The following is a 21,026-nucleotide window of genomic DNA, read 5'->3' as shown; positions in this document are numbered from 1 at the left end:
ATTATGCAATTTTCTTTTAAAAAAATAGACTGAATAATCAGTCTATTTTTTTAATGTATTTACTTATTTAGAAAGTGCTGGGTTCTTTAGCACTTGCCAAACATTATAACGACCTTGTTTTTCAATTTCTTGAATCAAACGGTCAGCGACTTCAGCTTCTTCAGGATATTTAACTTTGTAATTTTTCAAAGTTTGAATAGCATTTTTCTTCTGTTCTAAACCAAGGAAGTTATTCACAGTCGATAAATAAGCTTCTTGAACATCAGCTTTCATTGCTTTGTCTAAATATGGAATTGCTTCTTTTTGACCACCACCTTCAGATAGTGAGAAACCAAACCAAAGATTGGCTTCAGGATCATTTTTGTTAATTTTAAGAATACGTTGTGCATAGTTAAGTGATTTAGTGGTGTAGCTTGAACCTAAATCTAGGTTACGACCCATAACACTGGCTTTAAAAGCACGAATTAAAATATCAAAAGAAGCATTATCTTTTGCTGCTAAAGTGTCTAATTCAGCAGAAACTTCTTTCAACTTGGTTTCAAAACCGCGACGTTCTTGGCGATCTGTAAATTGTGGTGGGTAATGACGTGCTTTACCTTCAACCATTTGTAAGAAGTCATCAATTGCGGTGATATCAATTTCATTACTACCTGCTAAAACAGCATATTTCATGGTACGTTGGCTGTTATTTACAGTCGGAATAATCAATTTGTTGGTATCTAAAACCAATTTCTTATCAGGATTATTAGGATCAGCAACTTCAAGTTTCGAAACCGGTTGAGCCGCCGCTTTTTTGAGTTCTAATTCAAATACAGGGGGTAAATTATAATTAAATGGATTTAATGCATAAAATGGAGGTGAAAGATCAGGTTCTGTATAGACGATCGGGTCGGTAGGATTTGGCTTGTTTTGTTGTACAGGTGCTGTTCCACACGCTGTTAGCATAGAGGCAGCAATAATAGCGTATGCCAAGGGCTTAATCGTCATATATGTTTCTTCCGATGATTTGTTTTAAAGTTGAAAGTGCATGTTCGTCAGTCTAAAAAAACAATGGAGAACATGCAACTTGAAATACATGACATTATTAAAAATAATACATTAAGTTTTAGATGGTGTGCTTTGTGCCTCACATTCACGTCTAACTTCTTCAATAATTTTAAGTTCTTCATCGCTAAAAGGTTGAGCTGTTTGCGACTGGTTTTTGAATGTTGGGTCTAAAAGTGATAAACGATGACATAAATTATTCATTCGTTTTTCATTGTTTTGAATACGATCGAGTAAAACACGCATGCCTTCTAACATTGGGTCTGTTTGATCTTGTGTCGCTGCATAAGGTTGGAAACCAATACTTTCTGCATAATCACGACGACGAGCTTCTTGTTCATTCTCGACCACTTTATTTTTATCTTTTAAAATAAAACGTGCAGGATTTCCAACAGCGGTTGCACCTTCAGGTACAGCTTTGGTCACGACTGCATTAGAACCCACTTTGGCATTTTTCCCAACCGTAAAGGGGCCAAGGATTTTTGCACCTGCACCAACCACAACACCATCTTCAAGGGTCGGATGGCGTTTGCCTTTATTCCATGTGGTTCCACCGAGAGTGACACCGTGATAAAGCGTGACATCATCACCAATTTCAGCCGTTTCTCCGATCACGACACCCATACCATGGTCAATAAAAAAACGACGACCAATTCGCGCACCCGGATGAATTTCAATGCCTGTGGTAAAACGACTAAATGAAGACAAAATACGTGCTGAAGTTTTACACTCATTATTCCACAACTCATGCGCAACACGATGCATAATCAACGCATGAATACCAGGATAAGTGGTTAAAACTTCAAATGTATTACGCGCAGCAGGATCTCGCGCGAATACAGCTTGGATGTCTTCTTTTAGCTGTTTAAGCATTATTTTTGCTCCTCATTAGAGTTTGAGCTTTTCCATGAACCATTCTTGAGTGCTTGTACACGACTAAAGATGCCACGTAGCAAGTGATATTCCATTTTATCTAATTGTATACGTCCAAATAAACGGCGCAAGCGTAATGGTAATAATCTTGGGTTTTTCGGATCTAAAAATTCAATTTCAGCCAACATTTTTTCAATATGTGGATAAAATTGTTCCATTTGTTCATGAGTTACCAGTGGTTCATCCCAATGCATATCTTCCTGATCAGTCACATGCATCGTGGCTTGCTCATCCACTTGTTTATCCATGAGCTCTAATGTTGCTATCCGCATTTCATAGCAAATGACTTGAATGGCTTGAGCGACATTGAGAACGCCATAATCAGTATTCACAGGAATAGTGACATGGTAGTTTGCCAGTGCAAGTTCTTCGTTGGTTAAACCACGGTCTTCACGACCAAATACAATCGCAATCTCTTGTTTTTGTTGAATAACACCGTGCATAGATTTTTGTGCAGCAGGTCGTGCATCTAGCAGTGGCCATGGAATCGTACGACTACGAGCACTGGTACCAAAAACCAAATGACAATCTTTAATGGCATCTTCAAGGGTTTCGACTAATTCAATTTGTTCAATCAAATCTGTTGCACCTGCTGCCAAAGCATCAATGTCAGGGTGGGGATAGGTTTTTGGTGAAACAAGCACCAATTTACATAGACCCATGGTTTTCATCGCGCGTAATGCACTACCAATATTGGCAGGGAGTGTGGTATTGACCATCACAATACGCACATGACTTAAATGCTGTGACACCACAGCATTGTCAATAATATCCATTGTATATTTCCAAATTTAAAGCTTGAATTTAAGAATACTGGTTCGCATCCACGGGCATATTTTCATACGGATTTTGCTCAGATTGATAAAGATCAATCGCATCATCCATACTCATATCGTTTGGTGGGGGAGTTGGTTGCGAAATAGGTTGTGTACGATCTACAGCCTTGGCTGCTTTTGATTTAACCTGATATTCAACTTGAATAGCTTCTTTACCAAAATAATCACGAAGTTTGGCAAGCAAGTCATCTAAAGGTACAACTTTCCATTGCTGACCTAAATGTAGTTCAGCTGTCGCATAAGGATAATCAAGTTGAAATTGCACGGGAATATGTTGGCACATATCGACATTGCAAAAAGGAAGTAAAATTTTGCGTAAGTCACTGGCTAATGTTTTTGTAATGACATCAGCATTCAATTGTAATTTAATACTATTGGCACGTTTTTGGCGAATTTCATTTAAAGTGAATGCTTTGGTCAAGCGCCCCATCGGTCGGTCAAAGCCTTCACGTTCATAAATTTCACCTTCAATCACCACAACTTTTTCATTTTGAATAATGTCTTTAAAACGCTGGAAACGTTCATGGTTTGCCGAAACTTCTATACGTGATGTCCCATCATCTAAGGTAATCATCATACGATTCGGGAAATTCGCAATATCAACCACTAAGCCTGCAAATACTGTTGTCACACCACGGCGCGTCGGTGTCAGCTCGTTAATACGTTGTGATACAAACGATTTTAATTCAGGGCGATAAACATCAATTGGATGACCTGTTAAATATAAGCCAAGCGTGTCTTTTTCACCTTTTAAACGAACTTCATCTGCCCATGGTTTGACGGGTTTAGAGGGCTTACGTTGAACTTCTTCAACTTCACCAAATAAATCCATAATCCCTGTTTCACGGTTTGAACGGGCCTGATCTGCCGCTTGCACAGCTTCAGGTAATTGTGCCATCAAACTTGAACGCTCTATGCCCAAGCAGTCGAGTGCACCTGAACGAATCAGTGCTTCTAAGGTTCGTTTATTGATTTTTTTCAGGTCAATACGATGGCAAAAATCAAAAATGTCTTTATATGGACCCAATTGATTGCGCGAATCAATGACGGACTGCATGGCTTGTTCGCCTACGCCCTTAATTGCCCCTAAACCATACACAATTGTACCTTCAGCACTGGCATGGAATTGGTAAATCGACATATTGACCGAAGGCGGTAGAACTTCTAAACCATTGTTACGGCAGTCATCAATCAAGAATACAATATTATCAGTATTTTGCATCTCTGATGTTAATACAGCAGACATAAATTCAGCAGGATAATAGGCTTTAAGCCAAGCTGTTTGATAAGCAACTAGGGCATACGCTGCAGCATGTGATTTGTTAAAACCGTAGCCTGCGAATTTTTCCATATAGTCAAAGATATGGTTTGCTGTACCTTCATCAATTTCTTTTTTTGCAGCACCTTCAATAAAAATTTGGCGTTGCTTGACCATTTCTTCAGGTTTTTTCTTACCCATAGCACGACGTAATACATCTGCGCCACCTAGCGTGTAGCCTGCACAATACTGTGCAGCCTGCATGACTTGCTCTTGGTATACCATAATGCCGTAAGTCGGTTCTAAAACACCTTCCAACAAAGGATGTAGATATTCAAAATCTCCACCATGCATACGATGAATAAAATCAGGGATAAGATCCATTGGACCTGGGCGATATAAGGATACAAAGGCAATAATTTCTTCAAATTTACTTGGTTTCGCCTCTTTCAGCATTTTTTTCATGCCGACGGATTCAAACTGGAAGACCGCAGTGGTATTGGCATTCGCAAAAATTGAATAGGCTTTTGGATCATCTAAAGCAATACGAGAAATATCTAACGGCGTTTCTGATTTAATGCGTGCATTAATATGCTGAACAGCATCTTCAATTACGGTTAAATTACGCAAGCCCAAGAAGTCAAACTTAACTAAACCTGCTGCTTCAACATCATCTTTATCAAATTGTGCAACACGGCTTGTACCATCGGCTTCACACATTACCGCTGAATAATCAGTGATTTTAGTCGGTGCAATAACAACACCACCTGCATGTTTACCGGTATTACGCGTAATGCCTTCAAGTTTGAGTGCCATTTCCCAAATTTCGGCGGCATCGTCATTGTCAGGATTAGATGGATTGGTCACGATGTCTTTGAGTTGTGGCTCAGCTTCAATCGACTCTTCTAAGGTGAGTCCCAACGGTTTTGTTGGAATCATTTTTGAAATGCGATCGGCTAAACCATAAGATTTACCCAATACACGGGCAACATCTCGAATAGCACCTTTTGCCGCCATCGTACCAAAAGTCGCAATCTGAGAAACTGCATCACGTCCATAATGGCGCGCTACATAATCAATTACTTTATCGCGACCTGCGATACAGAAATCGACGTCAAAGTCGGGCATTGATACACGTTCAGGATTCAAGAATCGTTCAAAAAGCAGATCGTAACGTAAAGGATCCAGATCCGTAATTTTTAGGCTGTATGCGACCAATGAACCTGCACCTGAACCACGTCCAGGACCTACAGGAACACCATTGTTTTTAGACCAATTAATGAAGTCCATGACAATTAAGAAGTAGCCAGGGAAGCCCATTTCATTAATGATGTTAATTTCATAGCTTAAACGTTCATCATAAGGCTTACGAATTTCAGTCCAATCTTCATTCCGTTCTTCAATTGGATATAAGAAATTTAAACGCTCTTCTAAACCTTTCTGAGAAATATGCTCAAAATATGTCGCAATGGTGTGTTCTTCTGGAATTGGGTAATCAGGTAAATCATTGAAACCTAAGCGTAGTGTTGCATTACAACGCTTTGCGATTTCTACTGTATTTGCAATTGCACTTGGAATATCTGAAAATAATTCAGTCATTTCATCGGCTGTTCTGAAATATTGCTCTGTGCTATAGAGTTTAGGGCGTCGGTTATCTCCTAGAACATAACCATCTGCAATACAGACACGAGCCTCATGTGCTTCATAGTCTTCAGTGCGAATAAAATGCACATCATTGGTTGCGACAACACCAATTTGATATTTTGCTGCGAGTTTTACAGCTTCTTGGTTAAAATCTTCTTCTTGTGGACGACCCGTTCTCGTCAATGCTAAATAAACACGATTGCCAAATTTTTCAATCCATTCTTCTAATAATGCTTCAGCTTTATCTGGATAGGATGAACAGAGCATTCGCCCAACATCACTGTGTAAACCTAAAAGTACAATAATGTCTTGAGATTGTTCTAAAATCCATTCTTTTTGAACACATGGAATGCTCAGTTGTTGTCCTTCAATGAATCCACGGGACACAATTTCAGTGAGTCCTCGCCAACCTTTATTGGTCATTGAAAGTAAAGAAACGCGATGTTCAGCATCATTTAAGCGGATCGCACTGCCTAAAATAGGCTTAATCCCTTTATTTAGACACTTATTATAAAATTTGACTGCGGCATGTAAATTTGACAGGTCAGTAATTGCCAATGCAGGCATTTCATCACTTGCTGCAGCTTTAATCAGATCAGGTATACGTACAATCGATTCAGTGATCGAAAATTCTGTATGAATACCAAGATGTACAAACTGCATAAATGAATCCTGTGCGAGACGAAGCGATATTTTAACACGCTCTGAACGGTGAATGATGCCGAAACTTTATTTTAGAAAGAGATATCACAAGATGTTGCTTCTTTTGAATGTTTTGCAATCAATCAATTTTATGCATAAGATGAGTCATTACAATAAATCAAGCCAATAAGCTCGTAGGATTTCGATGAAAATTAAAACTTTAGCCATGTTAGCCATCTTGGTTTGCCCAATTTCGACAGTCATCTATGCGGATGATGTTGAATATAGTCAAACGTTAGTTCAAAAAGCACAAAAGGGTGATGCAGAAGCTCAGTACGATTTGGGTGAAGCTTATTATCAGGGCTATAACGTCGATCAGGATTATCAAGAAGCCTTTAAATGGTATAAAAAATCAGCTGAAAAAGGCAATTTAGATGCTATTTTTTCAGTAGGTTATATGTATGATTTTGGCGAATTTGTTGATGAAAATAATGTCGAGGCGGTGAAATGGTATTTGAAAGCTGCTGAAAAAGGCCATACTTTTGCACAATATTATTATGGTTCTATGCTTGAAGATGGTGAGGATGGCGTAAGTCCAAACCCAACTCAATCTATTTATTGGCTGACAAAGTCAGCTGATGGTGGTTATGCCCAAGCGCAAAACTATATTGGTTATAACTATGCGAATGGCATCAATGTAAATAAAGATATAGCCAAAGCCTTGCGTTATTATCAACTTGCTGTCGCTCAAAATTATGATGAAGCACAAAACAATCTAGGAACGCTTTATCATACTGGAGAAGGTGTTAAACAAGATTATGCAGAAGCAATGCGACTCTACCAATTGGCTTCTGAACAAGGGAATGAGCTTGCAACATCGAATATTGGATTACTTTATGAAAATGGTGAAGGGGTTAAGCAGAATTACGTGACTGCCGCAAAATATTATGAAGAAGCTTATGAGCAAGGAAATAATGATGCTTTGAAAAGCCTTGCGGACTTATATGAAATGGGTGGCTATGGTTTGAAAAAAGATATTCGGAAGGCGAAAGAATATCAAAAATTATATAATGAAACTGTAGCTTAAAATGAATGAGCTTTTTGTTTAAAGTCCTATTATTCCTTCCTTAAAAGAAGTGAAGAGGGAATACGTATTTATCAGATTGCTATATAAATAAAAAAGTGCCGAATAAATCGGCACTTTTTTAAGTAAAAAATTAGGCTTCTTGACTAAAAATTTATGAATACAAAGGCAAGATGTCTAATTGATTACCCTTAATAATCCCAAAAAATACGTTGTATTTCTTTAGCATCTTTGGTTTTAGTCAATGCTAATGCTGCAAGTAATTTTGCTTTTTGCGGATTTAAATCATGGGCAACCACCCAGCCATATTTGTCATCAGGTTGTTCTGCATTACGTAATACAAAGCCTTCTGGTACACGAGATGAACGAATGATTTGTACGCCTTGTTGCTGTAATTGATTCAGCGTTGGAACAATATAATTTGCGACAGAACCATTGCCTGTCCCTGCATTAATAATTGCCTGTGCACCAGCTTTTGCATAAGCCAAATAAGCATCAGGTAGCATATTTCCTGAACCATAGACAATTTGCACTAAAGGTAAACTATCCCCTTTAATATCATCAATATTAAATTCAGAACTGTTGTTATGACGTTTAGCAACATTTCTAAACCAATATGGTTTAGCTTCTACTAAGCTGCCTAAAGGACCCCATTGGCTCGCAAAAGCATTGGTATGAATGTTGATCGTTTTAGTAACATCGCGTGCTGCAAAAATATCATCATTCATAAGCACAAAAACACCTTTACCTTTTGCGCTATCAGCCGCAGCCAATGCAACCGCACTGTATAGATTCAGTGGTCCATCAGCAGAAAGAGCAGAAGGTGGACGCATTGAACCAACCACGACAATTGGTTTATCTGTATGAATGACTAGATTCAGGAAAAAAGCAGTTTCTTCTAAGGTATCTGTACCATGTGTAATGACAACGCCATTTACATCTGGTTTTTTCACAAGTTCATTGACCTTACGTGCAATGATTAAAAGCTCTTTATCTGTAATACTTTCAGATGCAACTTGTAAGGCTTGAACGCCCGTTACATTGGCAAGGTCTTGAATTTGTGGAACGGCATTGAGCAAAGCATCAACTGGAACTTTAGCTGCGGTATAGGTTGCACTGTTTGTTGAACTTGCGCCTGCACCTGCAATTGTGCCACCTGTTGCAACGACAACAACATTATTTTTAGCAAATGTTGAAAATGGAAGCAGCAAACCTATTGCCAATGTTAAGGCTGTAACCGTTTTTTTCATAAAAAGTTCCTTTTCATTCATAATTAAATTCAATTTTAATTAGCATTTTTTGTACCAGTTTTAACTTAATACAGTTAAATATGCTTTGCACATACCTAAATTAAAATGTGAATTTTTAAATGATCAATTAAATTTATAGTATCAGGTTTTATTTAATTTTTTTGAAGTTATGCATTCGATTTTTGACATTAATCGCTTGTGAGTAATTATGTAGTATCAATTTGTCTATTTATATTAAAAGTAATAAAAATAAAAAGGCACTAAAGTTGAACTTTAATGCCTTTAGATAAACTAATTTAGAATTTAACGCATTTTAGCTAGGAAACGACTTAAACGATTCAATGCTTCACGTAACTCATTTTCAGCAGGTAAGAATACTACACGGAAATGATCAGGTGTCGGCCAGTTAAAACCAGTCCCTTGCACCAAGAGTACTTTTTCAGCTTTTAAGAAATCTAGCATGAATTTCTCATCATCTTGAATTGGATAAACTTCAGGATCAAGGCGAGGGAAACAATACATTGCACCTTCAGGCTTTACACACGTTACACCTGGAATGTCGCTTAACATTTCCCATGCGATATTGCGTTGCTCATATAAACGACCGCCTGGGCGAATCAAATCATTAATCGATTGATAACCACCGAGTGCAGTTTGAATCGCGTACTGCGCTTGATGATTTGCACATAAACGCATAGAAGCGAGCATGTCTAAACCTTCAATATAGTCCATTGCGCGAGAACGATCCCCAGTAATTGCCATCCATCCTGAACGGAAACCTGCAATTCGATATGCTTTAGATAAACCATTGAATGAAATACACAGTTGGTCACCTGCCAAAGCGGCTACAGATACATGCTCAATACCGTCATAAATAATTTTATCGTAAATTTCATCGGCAAATAAAATCAGGTCATATTTCTTAGCCAAAGCCACAATTTGTTCTAAAACATGACGTGGGTAAACTGAACCTGTTGGGTTATTGGGGTTGATGACAACAATACCGCGGGTATTCGGTGTAATTTTGCTTTCCATATCCGCAATATCAGGATACCAATAGTTTTCTTCATCACATTTATAGTGAATGGCAGTACCACCTGAAAGATTGACTGCCGCTGTCCATAACGGATAGTCAGGCATTGGAACCAGCATTTCATCGCCGTCATCCAATAAACCTTGCATTGCCATCACAATTAGTTCAGACACGCCATTACCGATATACACGTCATTGACATGCATATCTAAAATACCTTTCTGTTGATAATACTGACAAATGGCCTTGCGTGCTGGAAAAATACCTTTAGAGTCAGTGTAACCAATTGCATTGGGTAAGTTTAAAGCAACATCATTAATAATTTCTTGAGGTGCTTCAAAACCAAATGGGGCTGGATTACCGATATTCAGTTTGATAATTTTATGTCCAGCTTCTTCCATTTCGTTGGCGGCGCGTAACACTGGTCCACGAATGTCGTAGCAAACATGCTCGAGTTTTGACGATTTCTTGATTTCGCGTGGAGTAGTGTTACCTAAAACGGACATAATCCCATCCAATTATTTTGAGTTTTTAAAAATAGATTACTGAAATATCACAATCTATGTTGAAATTTAGCTAGAAATTTTCCAAGCTCTAGCGTAAATATGGAAGTACTGAAGCATGACATTGAATGTCAAAGATTTAAAGGAGTTAATGATGGGAAAACTCAATAAAACAGACCGAGAATGGCAAAGAGAGTTATCACCCGAGGAATTTAAGATTACTCGTCAGAAAGGGACTGAACCTGCATTCACCGGGAAGTTCTGGAATACCAAACAAGCGGGTACTTATGTTTGCCGATGTTGTGGGACAGAACTTTTTAGTTCGGATACGAAATATGACAGTGGAAGCGGTTGGCCAAGTTTCTATAAGCCGGTCAATGCGGGGGCTGTAGAAGAACATGATGATGGCTCACACGGGATGGTGCGCACAGAAATACAATGTCATCATTGTGATGCTCATTTGGGGCATGTTTTTGAAGATGGCCCACAACCGACAGGTTTACGCTATTGTGTAAACTCAGCTTCATTAGAATTAAAAACACAAGAAAAAAGTGATGAGGAAACCTATCCATGACAAGTATTTACCAATTTGATGCTGAATTGTTAGAAGGGGAAAATAAAGCATTGTCTGATTATCAGGGCAAAGTTTTATTGATTGTAAATACAGCCAGTAAATGTGGATTTACCCCACAATTTGCAGGGCTAGAAAAATTATATGAAAAATATAAAGATCAAGGCTTTGAAGTACTGGGTTTTCCTTGCAATCAATTTGGTGGACAAGACCCAGGTTCAAATGAACAGATTGGAGAGTATTGCCAAAGAAATTATGGCGTTTCATTCCCAATGTTTGCCAAGGTTGATGTAAAAGGACCTGAAGCCCATGTTATTTTTCGTTATTTAACCAATAATAGTAAAGGGATTTTAGGTAATGGCATTAAGTGGAATTTCACTAAATTTTTAATCAATAAAAAAGGTGAAGTCATTAATCGTTATGCGCCGACAACAAAACCTGAAGAGTTAGAAGCAGATATTGAAAAAGCGTTGGCAGAGTAATGAATATTTTAAAACACGTCTTGTGAGTTCAGAATGAGTTTAGAACCAACAGTCGAGTTTTGGAGCCATCCGAACATGCCTTATGTGGAAACACGTAGGGCATGTCGAAGTCGTATTTGTTATAAAGCACATAGTCATCCGACATTTTCAATTGGTGCTGTAGATGTAGGAGAAAGCAGATTTAGTAGCCGTTTTAGTTCAGAAGAAAAAATTGAATCGGGTTCTTTGGTGATTATTCCTGCACAAATTCAACATTCGTGTAATCCATTGCCCAACCAAGCATGGAGCTATCAAATGATGCATTTAGATGCGGATTGGATCGCAAACTTAATTGCAGAGTTAACGCAAGAGTCCGTGAATGCTGATATTACAATTCCACCTTCAAGAAATTTTCCGCAACTTACACCGCAAATTATAAAAACACCGTATTTATATCAATCATTTACTCATCTCAATCATATTTTATTTGATCCCAATATTTCAGTACTCGAAAAAGAGCAATATTTAATTGAAGTTTTAACACAAGTTTTATTGCCTCAATTTGAGTGGAAGCCTTTAGATTTACCTAGATATTATCAACAACATTTAGATCTATTACTTGATGCTTTAAATGCACAAGAAGAATTTGTTTGCTTAGAAACTTTATCCCAAAAAATGGGAATAAGTAGATATGCCATTATCCGTCTATTTAAAAATAATTTAGGTTTAACACCGCATGCGTACCAATTGAATCATAAGGTGAATCAAGCGCGAAGTTTATTAAAATGTGGTGAACCGATTATTCAGGTTGCTGTTGATTTAGGTTTTATTGACCAAAGTCATTTTCATCGAGTTTTTAAATTACATACGGGTATTACACCTAAGCAATATCAAACTCAATTTACGTATTAGACCTCTTGCATAAGTCAGATTTTAATCAGGATTTGTTTATAATGAATGTTTCCTCTCCTTTTTAAGGAGAGGGCTAGGGAGAAGGGAAATTCAATCTTAATCAAATGCAATTTCTGCTTATAAAATTTTGTTCATTTTCGACTTTCGCAAGAACCTTATTAGATTCATCGTATAAAAGCTTTAATTCATTTATATAAAATTTATAGATGATGTCTCTGTTGATGAATGATATTTATTAAAGTGCGCAATTTAATACAATAATTAGCATTTTATTTTTTCTAAGCTGTCCCTGATGATTGAGGATAGACATGGAACTTTTTTTATTTATTGCATTCACGCATTTTATTGCTTTACTTTCACCTGGGCCAGATTTTTTCCTTATATTTACAAGCTTATTAAACAAGGGAAAGCGAGCGGCTCAATTCGTTTGTATTGGTATTGCATTGGGTAATGCCATCATTCTTGTATTGGTTTTCAATGTTTTATTCTTTTTAGATCAATCGAGTGTTGAATTTTTGAAATACTTGAAATGGGGTGGAGCCGTTTATTTGGGGTATTTAGCTGTACAGTGCTTTTTATATGCTAAAAACTCAGCAAATGCATTTGAAATCGAAAATGATCAAGTAGAGTCTAAAACAGTATCCTTGACTAAATATATGGCTTTAGGAATACAATCCAGTCTAGTTAATCCTAAAAATATTTTGTTTTATAGCAGTTTGATGCTACTTATAAGTACTGAATTTAACGGGTTTCAGAAAGCATGCATGAGTATATGGATGGTCTGCGTTGTTTTGGGTTGGAATATTTTTTTAGTTAAATTATTGAACCAAAAGAAATGTTTAGACTTTATTAGGACGTATTCAAAATGGTTGTATTATCTTTCAGGTAGTTTTTTTATTGGTTTTGCACTTTTATTAATTTATAGCTAAAGAAAAAATAAAAAGCCTCGTTAGAGGCTTTTTAAAAGATTAAAGAATATTCTTTAAACGCTGAATCGCTTGTTCACACTGTGCAATATCTGCAACCAAAGCCATACGCACATGATTTTCACCTGGGTTGCCTTGTTCTGTCTCACGGGATAGATAACGCCCCGGAAGAACTTTGATATTGGCTTTTTCCATCAACATTTTGGCAAAATTTTCATCATTATCTACTTTTAGCCAGTAGTAGAAACCTGCATCGGGTTTTTGTAAGGGGAGTAGTCCACCCAATTCATTTTGAAATAATTCAAATTTCGCACGATACAATTTACGGTTTTCTTCAACATGGCTTTCATCATTCCATGCTGCAATTGATGCCAATTGATGTTGTACAGGCATTGCTGCGCCGTGATATGTACGGAATTTCAAATAGGGTTTAAGTAGGTTTGCATCACCTGCAACAAAGCCTGAGCGCATTCCTGGTAAGTTTGAACGCTTAGACAGTGAATGGAATACGATGCAATTTTTATAATCGTCACGTCCCATCTCCGCACAGACTTCTAAAAGCCCAGTAGGTGCTTGATCAAACCATAATTCTGAATAGCACTCATCAGAAGCAATCACAAAGTCATATTGATCTGACAGTGCAATCAGCTTTTTAAATTGTTCTTTAGAAAGTACAGCACCTGTTGGATTGCCCGGAGTACATACAAAGAGCAATGCTGTTTTTTCCCAAACTTCGGCAGGAACAGCATCAAAATCACCTAAGTAATGATTTTCTTCAGTACAATTAATTAAGTAGGGCGTTGCACCTGCTAAAAGTGTTGCACCTTCATAAATTTGATAAAACGGATTAGGCATGACCACATAGGGTGCTTCATCACGATTAATTAAAGCTTGAACAAAAGAGAAAATACCTTCACGTGTTCCAGTCACAGGAATGATGTGATCTTCGGCACTGATTGAGTTCAAATTAAAACGACGAGTTAGCCAATCTGCAATACTTTGACGTAATTCAGGTAAGCCTTTGCTGTTTGGATAGGTCGATAGATGCTGAAAATTATCAATAATCGCTTGTTTCACAAACTCTGGAGCAGGATGCTTAGGTTCACCAATTGAAAGCGGAATCAAAGGTAAATCGGCAGGTTGTACATCCTTAAAAAGCTGATTCAACTTTTCAAATGGATAAGGATGTAATAAAGACAAACTAGAGTTCATGAAACAATTACCAATCTAAAAAAATTAATGGTGGCTAGAGACTTGATTAGAAGCTTCATCTAATGCAGCTTTTAATTGCACTGCAAAAATTTCAGTTTCTTCGTCTGTCATCGGCACGCCGTCCTTTTTGGTGACAAAGAAAATATCTTCTGCTCGTTCGCCAAGTGTGGCAATTCTAGCAGAATGAATATCTAATCCTTGCATCATAAATAAACCACCGACTTTGGCAAGTAGCCCAGGGTGATCTAGTGTTGAAATTTCAACCATATTTTGTTGTAGCGCTTCATTGAGCGTGATATCAACAGTATTTTCAATATCAAAATGGCGTAATTGGCGTGGAATTCTACGTTGCATCAAACCAGGGTATACATCTGAATTACTCAATGCTTTAACCAGTGCTTCTTTCACCGTCAGTTCACGCTCAGGATCTGTTAATAACGTACCAAAACGGTCTAATACCACATAAGTATCTAAACTAAATGATGTGCTTGCGGTAATAATGCGCGCATCTTGAACATCCAGATTCATTTTATCCAGTACAGCGACCGTTGTTGCAAACAAGTTAGGTTGATCTTGCGTATAAATAAAGATCTGTACTGCATCTTGTGCCGCTTTACGGTGCGCACGCATGAGTACTAATGGTGCAGAATTATGACCATGTTGTAAAATAGCACGAGTATGCCAAGCAATTTCATCTGCAGTCTCTTTAAGAAAATACTCATCGCCCAGTTCTTGCCAAACTTTTTCGACTTGATCTAAAGGAAACTCATCTACCAAAATTTCACTGGCTGCAAATTTAGTGTCTTCAATCAGCATTTGATAATCAACAGGGCGACCTAAACCTGTGCGAATCACATCACGTGCATGGGTATAAAGTTGACGCATTAATGAAGCACGCCAAGTATTCCAAAGCTTTGGATTAGTCGCATTAATATCAGCGACTGTTAAGGTATAGAGATAATCTAAATGCTCCATATCACCGAGTTTTTCTGCGAAATCTTTAATCACATCTGGGTCGGAAATATCTTTTTTCTGAGCTGTAATAGACATCAATAAATGATTTTGAATAAGCCATGCAACCAGATGACATTCACGTTCAGTAAAGCCATGTGCACGACAGAAATTGATGGCATCTATTGCCCCAAGTTCACTATGATCACCGCCACGACCTTTGGCGATGTCATGGAATAGAGCTGCGAGTAAGACGATGTCACGGCGTACTAAGCGTTGAAATACTGAGCTGACTACTGGATATTCTTTGGCAAATTCAGGTTCTTTAAAGCGATTTAAATTACGAATCAATAAAAGGGTATGTGCATCTACAGTATAAATATGGAATAGATCATATTGCATTAGACCTAAAATTTGCCCAAACGCAGGAATATAATTGCCCAAAACACCATAGCGTTTCATTGCAACAAGAGTTTCATACAAGCGATATGGCGAACGAATAATCGCCATAAACAAGGCTTGATGTTCAGGGTTATTCCGATAATTTGTATCAATGCGTTTGGCTGCAAGAATCAGTAAACGTAAGGTGCGTGCACGAATACCTTCAATTTCAGGACGGTTTGCCAATAAATAGAAGATTTCTAAAATTGCACTCGGTTTTTCAGCAAAAATTTTATGCTGTTGTACTGCAAGCTTGCCATCCACAATTTTAAAATGATCGTTAATATTTTCTATTTGACGTTCATAATTGGGTAAACGTGGCGTAATCACCGATTCATTAAAGTAAGCCAACAACATTTCATTGAGCGTTGAAACTTGTTGTGCAGTACGATAATAACGCTTCATGAACTGTTCAATTGGATAGTTTGGATGGTGATTGTCTTCACGGGTATAGCCAAACTTTGCAGCGATTTCACGTTGATAATCAAATAATAAACGATTTTCATCACGTTTGGTTAAACGATGTAGATGATGGCGAACTTCCCAAAGGAAATTTTCAGCTTCTTCAAGTACACCCAGTTCAAATTCAGAAATAAAGCCCAAATGAACAAGGTCATAGATCCGATTGACACGGAAATGACGTTTTGCTATCCATCCAATTTGATTAATATCTCGAATACCACCCGGTGCATTTTTAATATCAGGTTCTAGGTTACTTTCGGTATTGTTATTTTGAGCATAACGGCGTGCTTGCTCATCCATTTTTGCATCAAAAAAAGTTTTATCTGTCCAAGTCTGTGACACTACACGACGTGGCCATTTGGCTAAGTGTTGATTGCCTGTAATAATTCTGGCTTCAATCAGTGCTGTAGCAACTGTTAAATCATTGGTGGCTTCTTCAAAGCAACTGCGAATTGTGCGAACACTCACACCCGGTTTGAAATTACCGACATCCCATAATGAAGAAATAAATGAGGTCACTTTTTTTTCATATGCTTCACTGAGTTCTTCTTCCGAAAGTACCATAATATCTACATCGGAATACGGCAACATTTCTCGGCGACCATAACCACCAACAGCAAATAAACTCAAATTGGTTTGATCAAGCCCTGCATGATTCCAGAGGAAAATCAGCGCTTCATCAATAATATCTGAACGAGTGCGGACAATCTCACGTATGGGGTGACCTAAATCAAAACTATCCTGTAACTGCTTTTCAACATCTGTACGCCATTGGTTAATCGCTTTAATGTCGTGGTCATTTGAAACATAAGAGAGCAGAGGAGTAGTATTGATCATGTATGATTTGTCCGCAAATTTATCAATGAATTATTCAGCGAGTATTAGTGAGTCGTCAAATTGACTGTAACGGCATCTGCTGCTGCTTGGGCAAGCTTACGTGCTTGATCTGTATTTTCAGCTCGTGCAGTTGCAACACCCATACGACGACGTTTAAAACCTTCAGGTTTACCAAATAGACGTAAGTCTGTATCTGGATGAGCTAATGCAAGATTTAAGCCACTATAAGACAAATCACTCGCATCAACACCTGCATAAATCACAGCACTTGCCGCTGTACTATGACGTGTGGTATTCACAGCTAAGCCTAAAATAGCACGTGCATGTAATTCAAATTCACTTTGGAATTGTGATGCAAGCGTGACTAAACCTGTATCGTGTGGACGAGGAGACACTTCACTAAACCATACTTTATCGCCTTTGACAAACAGTTCTACGCCAAAAATACCACAGCCACCTAAAGCAACAGTGACTTTATTGGCAATGCGTTTGGCTTCTTGTAAAGCGGTTTCAGTCATCGCTTGAGGTTGCCAGCTTTCTACATAATCACCCGCATCTTGACGATGCCCAATCGCATCACAAAAATGGGTTTCAACTTCACCTGTTTCAGCATTTTTAGCACGTACGGTAAGTAAGGTAATTTCAAAATCAAAATCAATTTGTGATTCAACAATCACTGTACCTTGATTTACACGACCACCTGTTTGAGCATATTCCCATGCTGCATCGACTTCTGAAAACTCTTTAACACGCGATTGACCTTTGCCAGAAGAAGACATCACGGGTTTGACAAAATTTGGATATCCAATGTCATCACACGCAGCACGGAAGCTTTCTAAGCTGCTTGCAAAACGGTAAGCAGAGGTCGGTAAACCCAGCTCTTCTGCAGCTAAACGACGAATACCTTCACGATTCATGGTGAGATTCACGGCTTTGGCAGATGGAATGACTGTTGCAATGTTTTGTTCTTCGACTTCAACTAAAACTTGTGTCGCAATGGCTTCAATTTCAGGAACGATTAAATTGGGTTTTATTTTTTCAATGAGTGCTTTTAATTCGGTTGGATCTGCCATATTCAAAGTATAAGAAAAATGGGCAACTTGCATTGCAGGAGCATGGTCGTAACGATCTGCAGCATGAACTTCCACACCTAAACGTTGTAATGAAATCACCACTTCTTTACCTAATTCACCTGAACCGAGTAATAGAACTTTAAAAGCAGAAGATTGAAGTGGAGTACCAATTGTTACGCTCATGTGAATCATCCATGCGAAATGTAATAATGGACTTTAAGCATAGCAGAACTAGCGCAAGTGTTAAGCCTTGATTCACATAAAATAATGATATTGTCTAACAGCAGTGTAGGTTTATATTTTTGTTAGATTAATATGTTTTGAATCACTTTCTTTAAGTGTATCAATACGAACTAAATAGCGATTATTTAGTTCGTTTCGTAAATGATTTTGAATCAATATTTAAAGATAGTTTGTATGAAAGAATAAGTGTTTTGTATTATGATTTAACCAATTCTTTTTCTGTAAAGGAAACATTAAAAGATATGATATAAGTAACCTAATGATTGAACTTTACATAGGTATCTGATTAAAAATGAAAAGGCACATAGGTATACACCAAACCATATGCCAAAGCTGCTGTTAAAGTCGCCAATACAATACGTTTAAACTTGAAATATAAGCCCGTAAGCACTACAAATCCAACAAACATCGCAAAACTTTTATTGGGTGTTTCAAGTAGTGGAGGGAGTGTTGCAACCACGAGCATTGAACTGATGGCTGCAATACCAATCGAACCTAAAGCGATTTTAATCCAAACTGCACCACGTTTTTGAGTGTGCTGTTGATGCTTTTGGATGAAATAAAAAGGTCCAAAGCGTGAAGCAAAATTTGCGATACCAACAAGAATGCCGACTAAAATAATCTCAAGACTCATGTTGCTCTCCAAATTGTTCATCGTGTTGTTTCAGTACATAATGTTTAAATAAGCCTGCGAGAATACCTGAGGTAATTCCAATAAAAATAGCAGCAGATAAATTAATAAAATAACAAGCAATTGCTGATACAACGAGACTGACGGCAACAACTAAGGTGTATTTTTTTTCAAAGGCTGCCAATAAAAAACTTAAGAAGAGTGCAGGAAGTAAGAAATCAAGTGCTGCTTGTAAAAACTGAGGTAAATGGCTGAATTGATCTGCAAATAAACCACCTAAAAAAGACCCAAGCGCCCAAGACAACCAACTAAATAAACTCAGACCTAACATCCAAGATTCTGACCATTCTTGACGGCGCTGAGATAGTTTAATCATACCACTGGCAAAAACTTCGTCTGTTAATCCCCAAGACCAGATTGCTGTTTTTTTAAGGTTTAAACGATCTTGAATGAGATTTTGTAAAGCAGGGCCATAGAGTAAATGACGTATATCCAATGCAATTACAGTAAGCGCAGTCATCCAAATCGATGTGCCACTGCCTAATAATGCAACCACTAGAAATTGACTTGCACCTGCATACATTGAACAAGACAGAAATAATGCTTCCCAAGGTGTAAAACCAAATTGAGTTGCAGAGACACCAAATGCAAAAGAAACAGGCAAGTAGGTGAAAATAATAGCTTGGCTATCTTTCGCGCCTTGCCAAAAGCCAGCTGGTTGGACAGGAGGAGTTTTGTGCTCAGACACGATACACCTAATTCAGGAGATGAAAACAAAAGGTAAAACTGATTGTGTATTCTAACCGAATTTACTAGCATAGTGCCGAACGAATTATTGGTTTGGGTGAAAAATATGTCTTTTCAAATAGCACGACCGAGTTTAATCATGATGGCAATCATCAGTATGGTTGGATTACAGGCGTGTAGTGAATCGACTTCAACGGATGAAACGAAAAAGGTAGAAATTAAGGCAGCACCCAAACTCACCAATGATGCAACAGCTTATGCAAATGAAGCATGGAAGCTGATGAATGAGGTAGATCCATTTATCTATCGTAAACAATTGAACTTAATTGACGAAAAAGTCCGTAAACCCGTTCGTAAACTGAGTACAGATTGGCGTATTAATGTCAAAATGACAGATTCAGTGACAGAAGGTAAATATGCATTGTGTCGAAAAGCGTTGACCAGCTTAGATTCATGGGCAAGATCGACACTCGAAAAAGATGGGCAATTGGTTCAAAGACAGAGTGATTATGAACGTGATAAAGCACAATGTAAGGATGCAATTGATCACCCAGCATTAGGAAATACCAAAGCAAATAACAATATTTTCTAAATAAAAATCAAAAGTCGGGTCTATAAAAAACGAGACCATTAAGTCTCGTTTTTTTGAATGAGTAGTTATTTAGAATTTCGTAGACATTTCGCTAGTTTTTTCTAATAAAGAAAAATTTAAAAGCAGTATGCAATAAATCTACTGAATTAAATTAAGGTTTTACAGTTGTTGCCGCTTTAGCGTCTGCTTTGGCTTTCGTTGCAGCATCTTTAGCTGTACTTGCTTTCATTGTTGCTTTGTCTGCTGCTTTTTGAGCAGTCATTGCAGATTCTTTTTTAACTTGTGTTGATGTCATGTTACCTGCAGTTGTTGCTGCCATTGTTGCTTTATCTTTGGCTTTAACGGCATCATTTTTTGCTTTTACAGCAGTGTCTTTGGCATTGGTTGCTGCTTTTGCTGCGCCTGATGAAACAACACAAGTTCCACCTTTATGATGTGGACCCGTACCACCTTGTAAAGTTTGACCTTTAGGACATGCAAATGCTGAAGCGCTGAGCATTGCAAATAAACCCGCTGTTAATACCGTAGTCATTTTTTTCATTGTCTTATCTTTTTATAACGAGGCATTAGTACCTAAGTTAAAATGTAATATGACAGAGCAATTTTGAAAAGAAAAAAGTTGTTAATTAAAGCAATCATTTATAGTGTTCTTGCAGTTTAATGACATTTTTAATTTACATTTAAGTTTAATCTATAAATATAAAAGGGTTTTAAATTATTATTTTAAGTTTTAATGGCTT

18 protein-coding genes are annotated in these 21,026 nt (G+C 37.6%); 6 read left to right on the top strand and 12 right to left on the bottom strand.

Features of this window, described 5'->3' with window-relative positions; genetic code table 11:
* Positions 1-63: 63 nt before the first annotated feature.
* From B9T35_RS05010 to dnaE, 4 genes are all read right to left on the bottom strand, one after another.
* Entirely contained in the window at positions 64-987 is a 924-nt protein-coding gene (locus tag B9T35_RS05010) for an ABUW_2363 family tetratricopeptide repeat lipoprotein (RefSeq protein WP_086190031.1), read from the bottom strand.
* A gap of 111 nt (positions 988-1,098) precedes the next feature.
* Complete coding sequence (gene cysE, locus B9T35_RS05005) at positions 1,099-1,917, bottom strand: serine O-acetyltransferase (RefSeq protein WP_086190030.1); 819 nt, start codon at positions 1,915-1,917, stop codon at positions 1,099-1,101.
* A complete protein-coding gene (locus B9T35_RS05000) occupies positions 1,917-2,753 on the bottom strand; it encodes an RNA methyltransferase (protein ID WP_086190029.1) in 837 nt (278 codons plus the stop codon). The genes cysE and B9T35_RS05000 overlap by 1 nt, the downstream gene beginning before the upstream one ends.
* 28 nt (positions 2,754-2,781) lie before the next feature.
* Entirely contained in the window at positions 2,782-6,378 is a 3,597-nt protein-coding gene (dnaE, locus tag B9T35_RS04995) for a DNA polymerase III subunit alpha (protein WP_086190028.1), read from the bottom strand.
* A gap of 184 nt (positions 6,379-6,562) precedes the next feature.
* Between dnaE and B9T35_RS04990 the strand changes: the two genes are divergently transcribed.
* Positions 6,563-7,444: a tetratricopeptide repeat protein gene (locus B9T35_RS04990; RefSeq protein ID WP_086190027.1), complete on the top strand. Its 882-nt coding sequence runs from the start codon at positions 6,563-6,565 to the stop codon at positions 7,442-7,444.
* Positions 7,445-7,632: 188 nt separating this feature from the next.
* On the opposite strand, the gene B9T35_RS04985 is transcribed toward B9T35_RS04990, so the two are convergent.
* Positions 7,633-8,691 (bottom strand): type II asparaginase, encoded by a 1,059-nt coding sequence (locus B9T35_RS04985; RefSeq protein ID WP_086190317.1) that lies wholly within the window; start codon positions 8,689-8,691, stop codon positions 7,633-7,635.
* 303 nt (positions 8,692-8,994) lie between these two features.
* Positions 8,995-10,230 (bottom strand): pyridoxal phosphate-dependent aminotransferase, encoded by a 1,236-nt coding sequence (locus B9T35_RS04980; RefSeq protein WP_086190026.1) that lies wholly within the window; start codon positions 10,228-10,230, stop codon positions 8,995-8,997.
* A gap of 151 nt (positions 10,231-10,381) precedes the next feature.
* Here B9T35_RS04980 and msrB point away from each other — a divergent pair, with 151 nt between their 5' ends.
* From msrB to B9T35_RS04960, 4 genes are all read left to right on the top strand, one after another.
* Positions 10,382-10,801 (top strand): peptide-methionine (R)-S-oxide reductase MsrB, encoded by a 420-nt coding sequence (msrB, locus tag B9T35_RS04975; protein ID WP_086190316.1) that lies wholly within the window; start codon positions 10,382-10,384, stop codon positions 10,799-10,801.
* Positions 10,798-11,280, top strand: coding sequence for a glutathione peroxidase (locus tag B9T35_RS04970; RefSeq protein WP_086190025.1), 483 nt, complete (start codon positions 10,798-10,800; stop codon positions 11,278-11,280). The genes msrB and B9T35_RS04970 overlap by 4 nt, the downstream gene beginning before the upstream one ends.
* Before the next feature lie 33 nt (positions 11,281-11,313).
* Complete coding sequence (locus B9T35_RS04965) at positions 11,314-12,171, top strand: AraC family transcriptional regulator (RefSeq protein ID WP_213033352.1); 858 nt, start codon at positions 11,314-11,316, stop codon at positions 12,169-12,171.
* Positions 12,172-12,479: 308 nt separating this feature from the next.
* Positions 12,480-13,100 carry a LysE family translocator gene (locus B9T35_RS04960; protein ID WP_086190023.1) on the top strand — a complete coding sequence of 207 codons (621 nt, stop codon included), beginning with the start codon at positions 12,480-12,482 and terminating at the stop codon, positions 13,098-13,100.
* A gap of 39 nt (positions 13,101-13,139) precedes the next feature.
* Here the strand turns inward: B9T35_RS04960 and dapC are convergent, their stop codons facing one another.
* The 5 genes from dapC to B9T35_RS04935 all read right to left on the bottom strand — a co-directional run bounded on the left by dapC (position 13,140) and on the right by B9T35_RS04935 (position 19,695).
* Positions 13,140-14,309 (bottom strand): succinyldiaminopimelate transaminase, encoded by a 1,170-nt coding sequence (gene dapC, locus B9T35_RS04955; protein WP_086190022.1) that lies wholly within the window; start codon positions 14,307-14,309, stop codon positions 13,140-13,142.
* A 24-nt stretch (positions 14,310-14,333) separates the two neighbouring features.
* Positions 14,334-17,000, bottom strand: coding sequence for a [protein-PII] uridylyltransferase (glnD, locus tag B9T35_RS04950; protein WP_086190021.1), 2,667 nt, complete (start codon positions 16,998-17,000; stop codon positions 14,334-14,336).
* Positions 17,001-17,044: 44 nt separating this feature from the next.
* The gene (purT, locus tag B9T35_RS04945; protein WP_171264218.1) at positions 17,045-18,265 is read right to left on the bottom strand and encodes a formate-dependent phosphoribosylglycinamide formyltransferase; all 1,221 of its coding nucleotides are present in this window, start codon (positions 18,263-18,265) and stop codon (positions 17,045-17,047) included.
* A gap of 337 nt (positions 18,266-18,602) precedes the next feature.
* Complete coding sequence (gene ygaH / locus B9T35_RS04940; protein ID WP_086190019.1) at positions 18,603-18,950, bottom strand: L-valine transporter subunit YgaH; 348 nt, start codon at positions 18,948-18,950, stop codon at positions 18,603-18,605.
* Positions 18,940-19,695: an AzlC family ABC transporter permease gene (locus tag B9T35_RS04935; protein WP_086190018.1), complete on the bottom strand. Its 756-nt coding sequence runs from the start codon at positions 19,693-19,695 to the stop codon at positions 18,940-18,942. The genes ygaH and B9T35_RS04935 overlap by 11 nt, the downstream gene beginning before the upstream one ends.
* A 105-nt stretch (positions 19,696-19,800) precedes the next feature.
* Between B9T35_RS04935 and B9T35_RS04930 the strand changes: the two genes are divergently transcribed.
* A complete protein-coding gene (locus B9T35_RS04930) occupies positions 19,801-20,286 on the top strand; it encodes a hypothetical protein (protein WP_139842004.1) in 486 nt (161 codons plus the stop codon).
* A 151-nt stretch (positions 20,287-20,437) separates the two neighbouring features.
* On the opposite strand, the gene B9T35_RS04925 is transcribed toward B9T35_RS04930, so the two are convergent.
* Positions 20,438-20,827 (bottom strand): hypothetical protein, encoded by a 390-nt coding sequence (locus B9T35_RS04925; protein ID WP_086190017.1) that lies wholly within the window; start codon positions 20,825-20,827, stop codon positions 20,438-20,440.
* Positions 20,828-21,026 lie beyond the last annotated feature (199 nt).

Origin of the sequence: Acinetobacter sp. ANC 3832, from assembly GCF_002135415.1 — a bacterium.
Lineage (GTDB): Bacteria > Pseudomonadota > Gammaproteobacteria > Pseudomonadales > Moraxellaceae > Acinetobacter.
This window is presented reverse-complemented; position numbering and strand designations above follow the sequence as displayed.

Bases quoted from the DNA above. Each gene is read 5' to 3' on its own strand.
- B9T35_RS05010 (WP_086190031.1), bottom strand. From the start codon at position 987: ATGACGATTAAGCCCTTGGCATACGCTATTATTGCTGCCTCTATGCTA.
- cysE (WP_086190030.1), bottom strand. From the start codon at position 1,917: ATGCTTAAACAGCTAAAAGAAGACATCCAAGCTGTATTCGCGCGAGAT.
- B9T35_RS05000 (WP_086190029.1), bottom strand. From the start codon at position 2,753: ATGGATATTATTGACAATGCTGTGGTGTCACAGCATTTAAGTCATGTG.
- dnaE (WP_086190028.1), bottom strand. From the start codon at position 6,378: ATGCAGTTTGTACATCTTGGTATTCATACAGAATTTTCGATCACTGAA.
- B9T35_RS04990 (WP_086190027.1), top strand. From the start codon at position 6,563: ATGAAAATTAAAACTTTAGCCATGTTAGCCATCTTGGTTTGCCCAATT.
- B9T35_RS04985 (WP_086190317.1), bottom strand. From the start codon at position 8,691: ATGAAAAAAACGGTTACAGCCTTAACATTGGCAATAGGTTTGCTGCTT.
- B9T35_RS04980 (WP_086190026.1), bottom strand. From the start codon at position 10,230: ATGTCCGTTTTAGGTAACACTACTCCACGCGAAATCAAGAAATCGTCA.
- msrB (WP_086190316.1), top strand. From the start codon at position 10,382: ATGGGAAAACTCAATAAAACAGACCGAGAATGGCAAAGAGAGTTATCA.
- B9T35_RS04970 (WP_086190025.1), top strand. From the start codon at position 10,798: ATGACAAGTATTTACCAATTTGATGCTGAATTGTTAGAAGGGGAAAAT.
- B9T35_RS04965 (WP_213033352.1), top strand. From the start codon at position 11,314: ATGAGTTTAGAACCAACAGTCGAGTTTTGGAGCCATCCGAACATGCCT.
- B9T35_RS04960 (WP_086190023.1), top strand. From the start codon at position 12,480: ATGGAACTTTTTTTATTTATTGCATTCACGCATTTTATTGCTTTACTT.
- dapC (WP_086190022.1), bottom strand. From the start codon at position 14,309: ATGAACTCTAGTTTGTCTTTATTACATCCTTATCCATTTGAAAAGTTG.
- glnD (WP_086190021.1), bottom strand. From the start codon at position 17,000: ATGATCAATACTACTCCTCTGCTCTCTTATGTTTCAAATGACCACGAC.
- purT (WP_171264218.1), bottom strand. From the start codon at position 18,265: ATGATTCACATGAGCGTAACAATTGGTACTCCACTTCAATCTTCTGCT.
- ygaH (WP_086190019.1), bottom strand. From the start codon at position 18,950: ATGAGTCTTGAGATTATTTTAGTCGGCATTCTTGTTGGTATCGCAAAT.
- B9T35_RS04930 (WP_139842004.1), top strand. From the start codon at position 19,801: ATGTCTTTTCAAATAGCACGACCGAGTTTAATCATGATGGCAATCATC.
- B9T35_RS04925 (WP_086190017.1), bottom strand. From the start codon at position 20,827: ATGAAAAAAATGACTACGGTATTAACAGCGGGTTTATTTGCAATGCTC.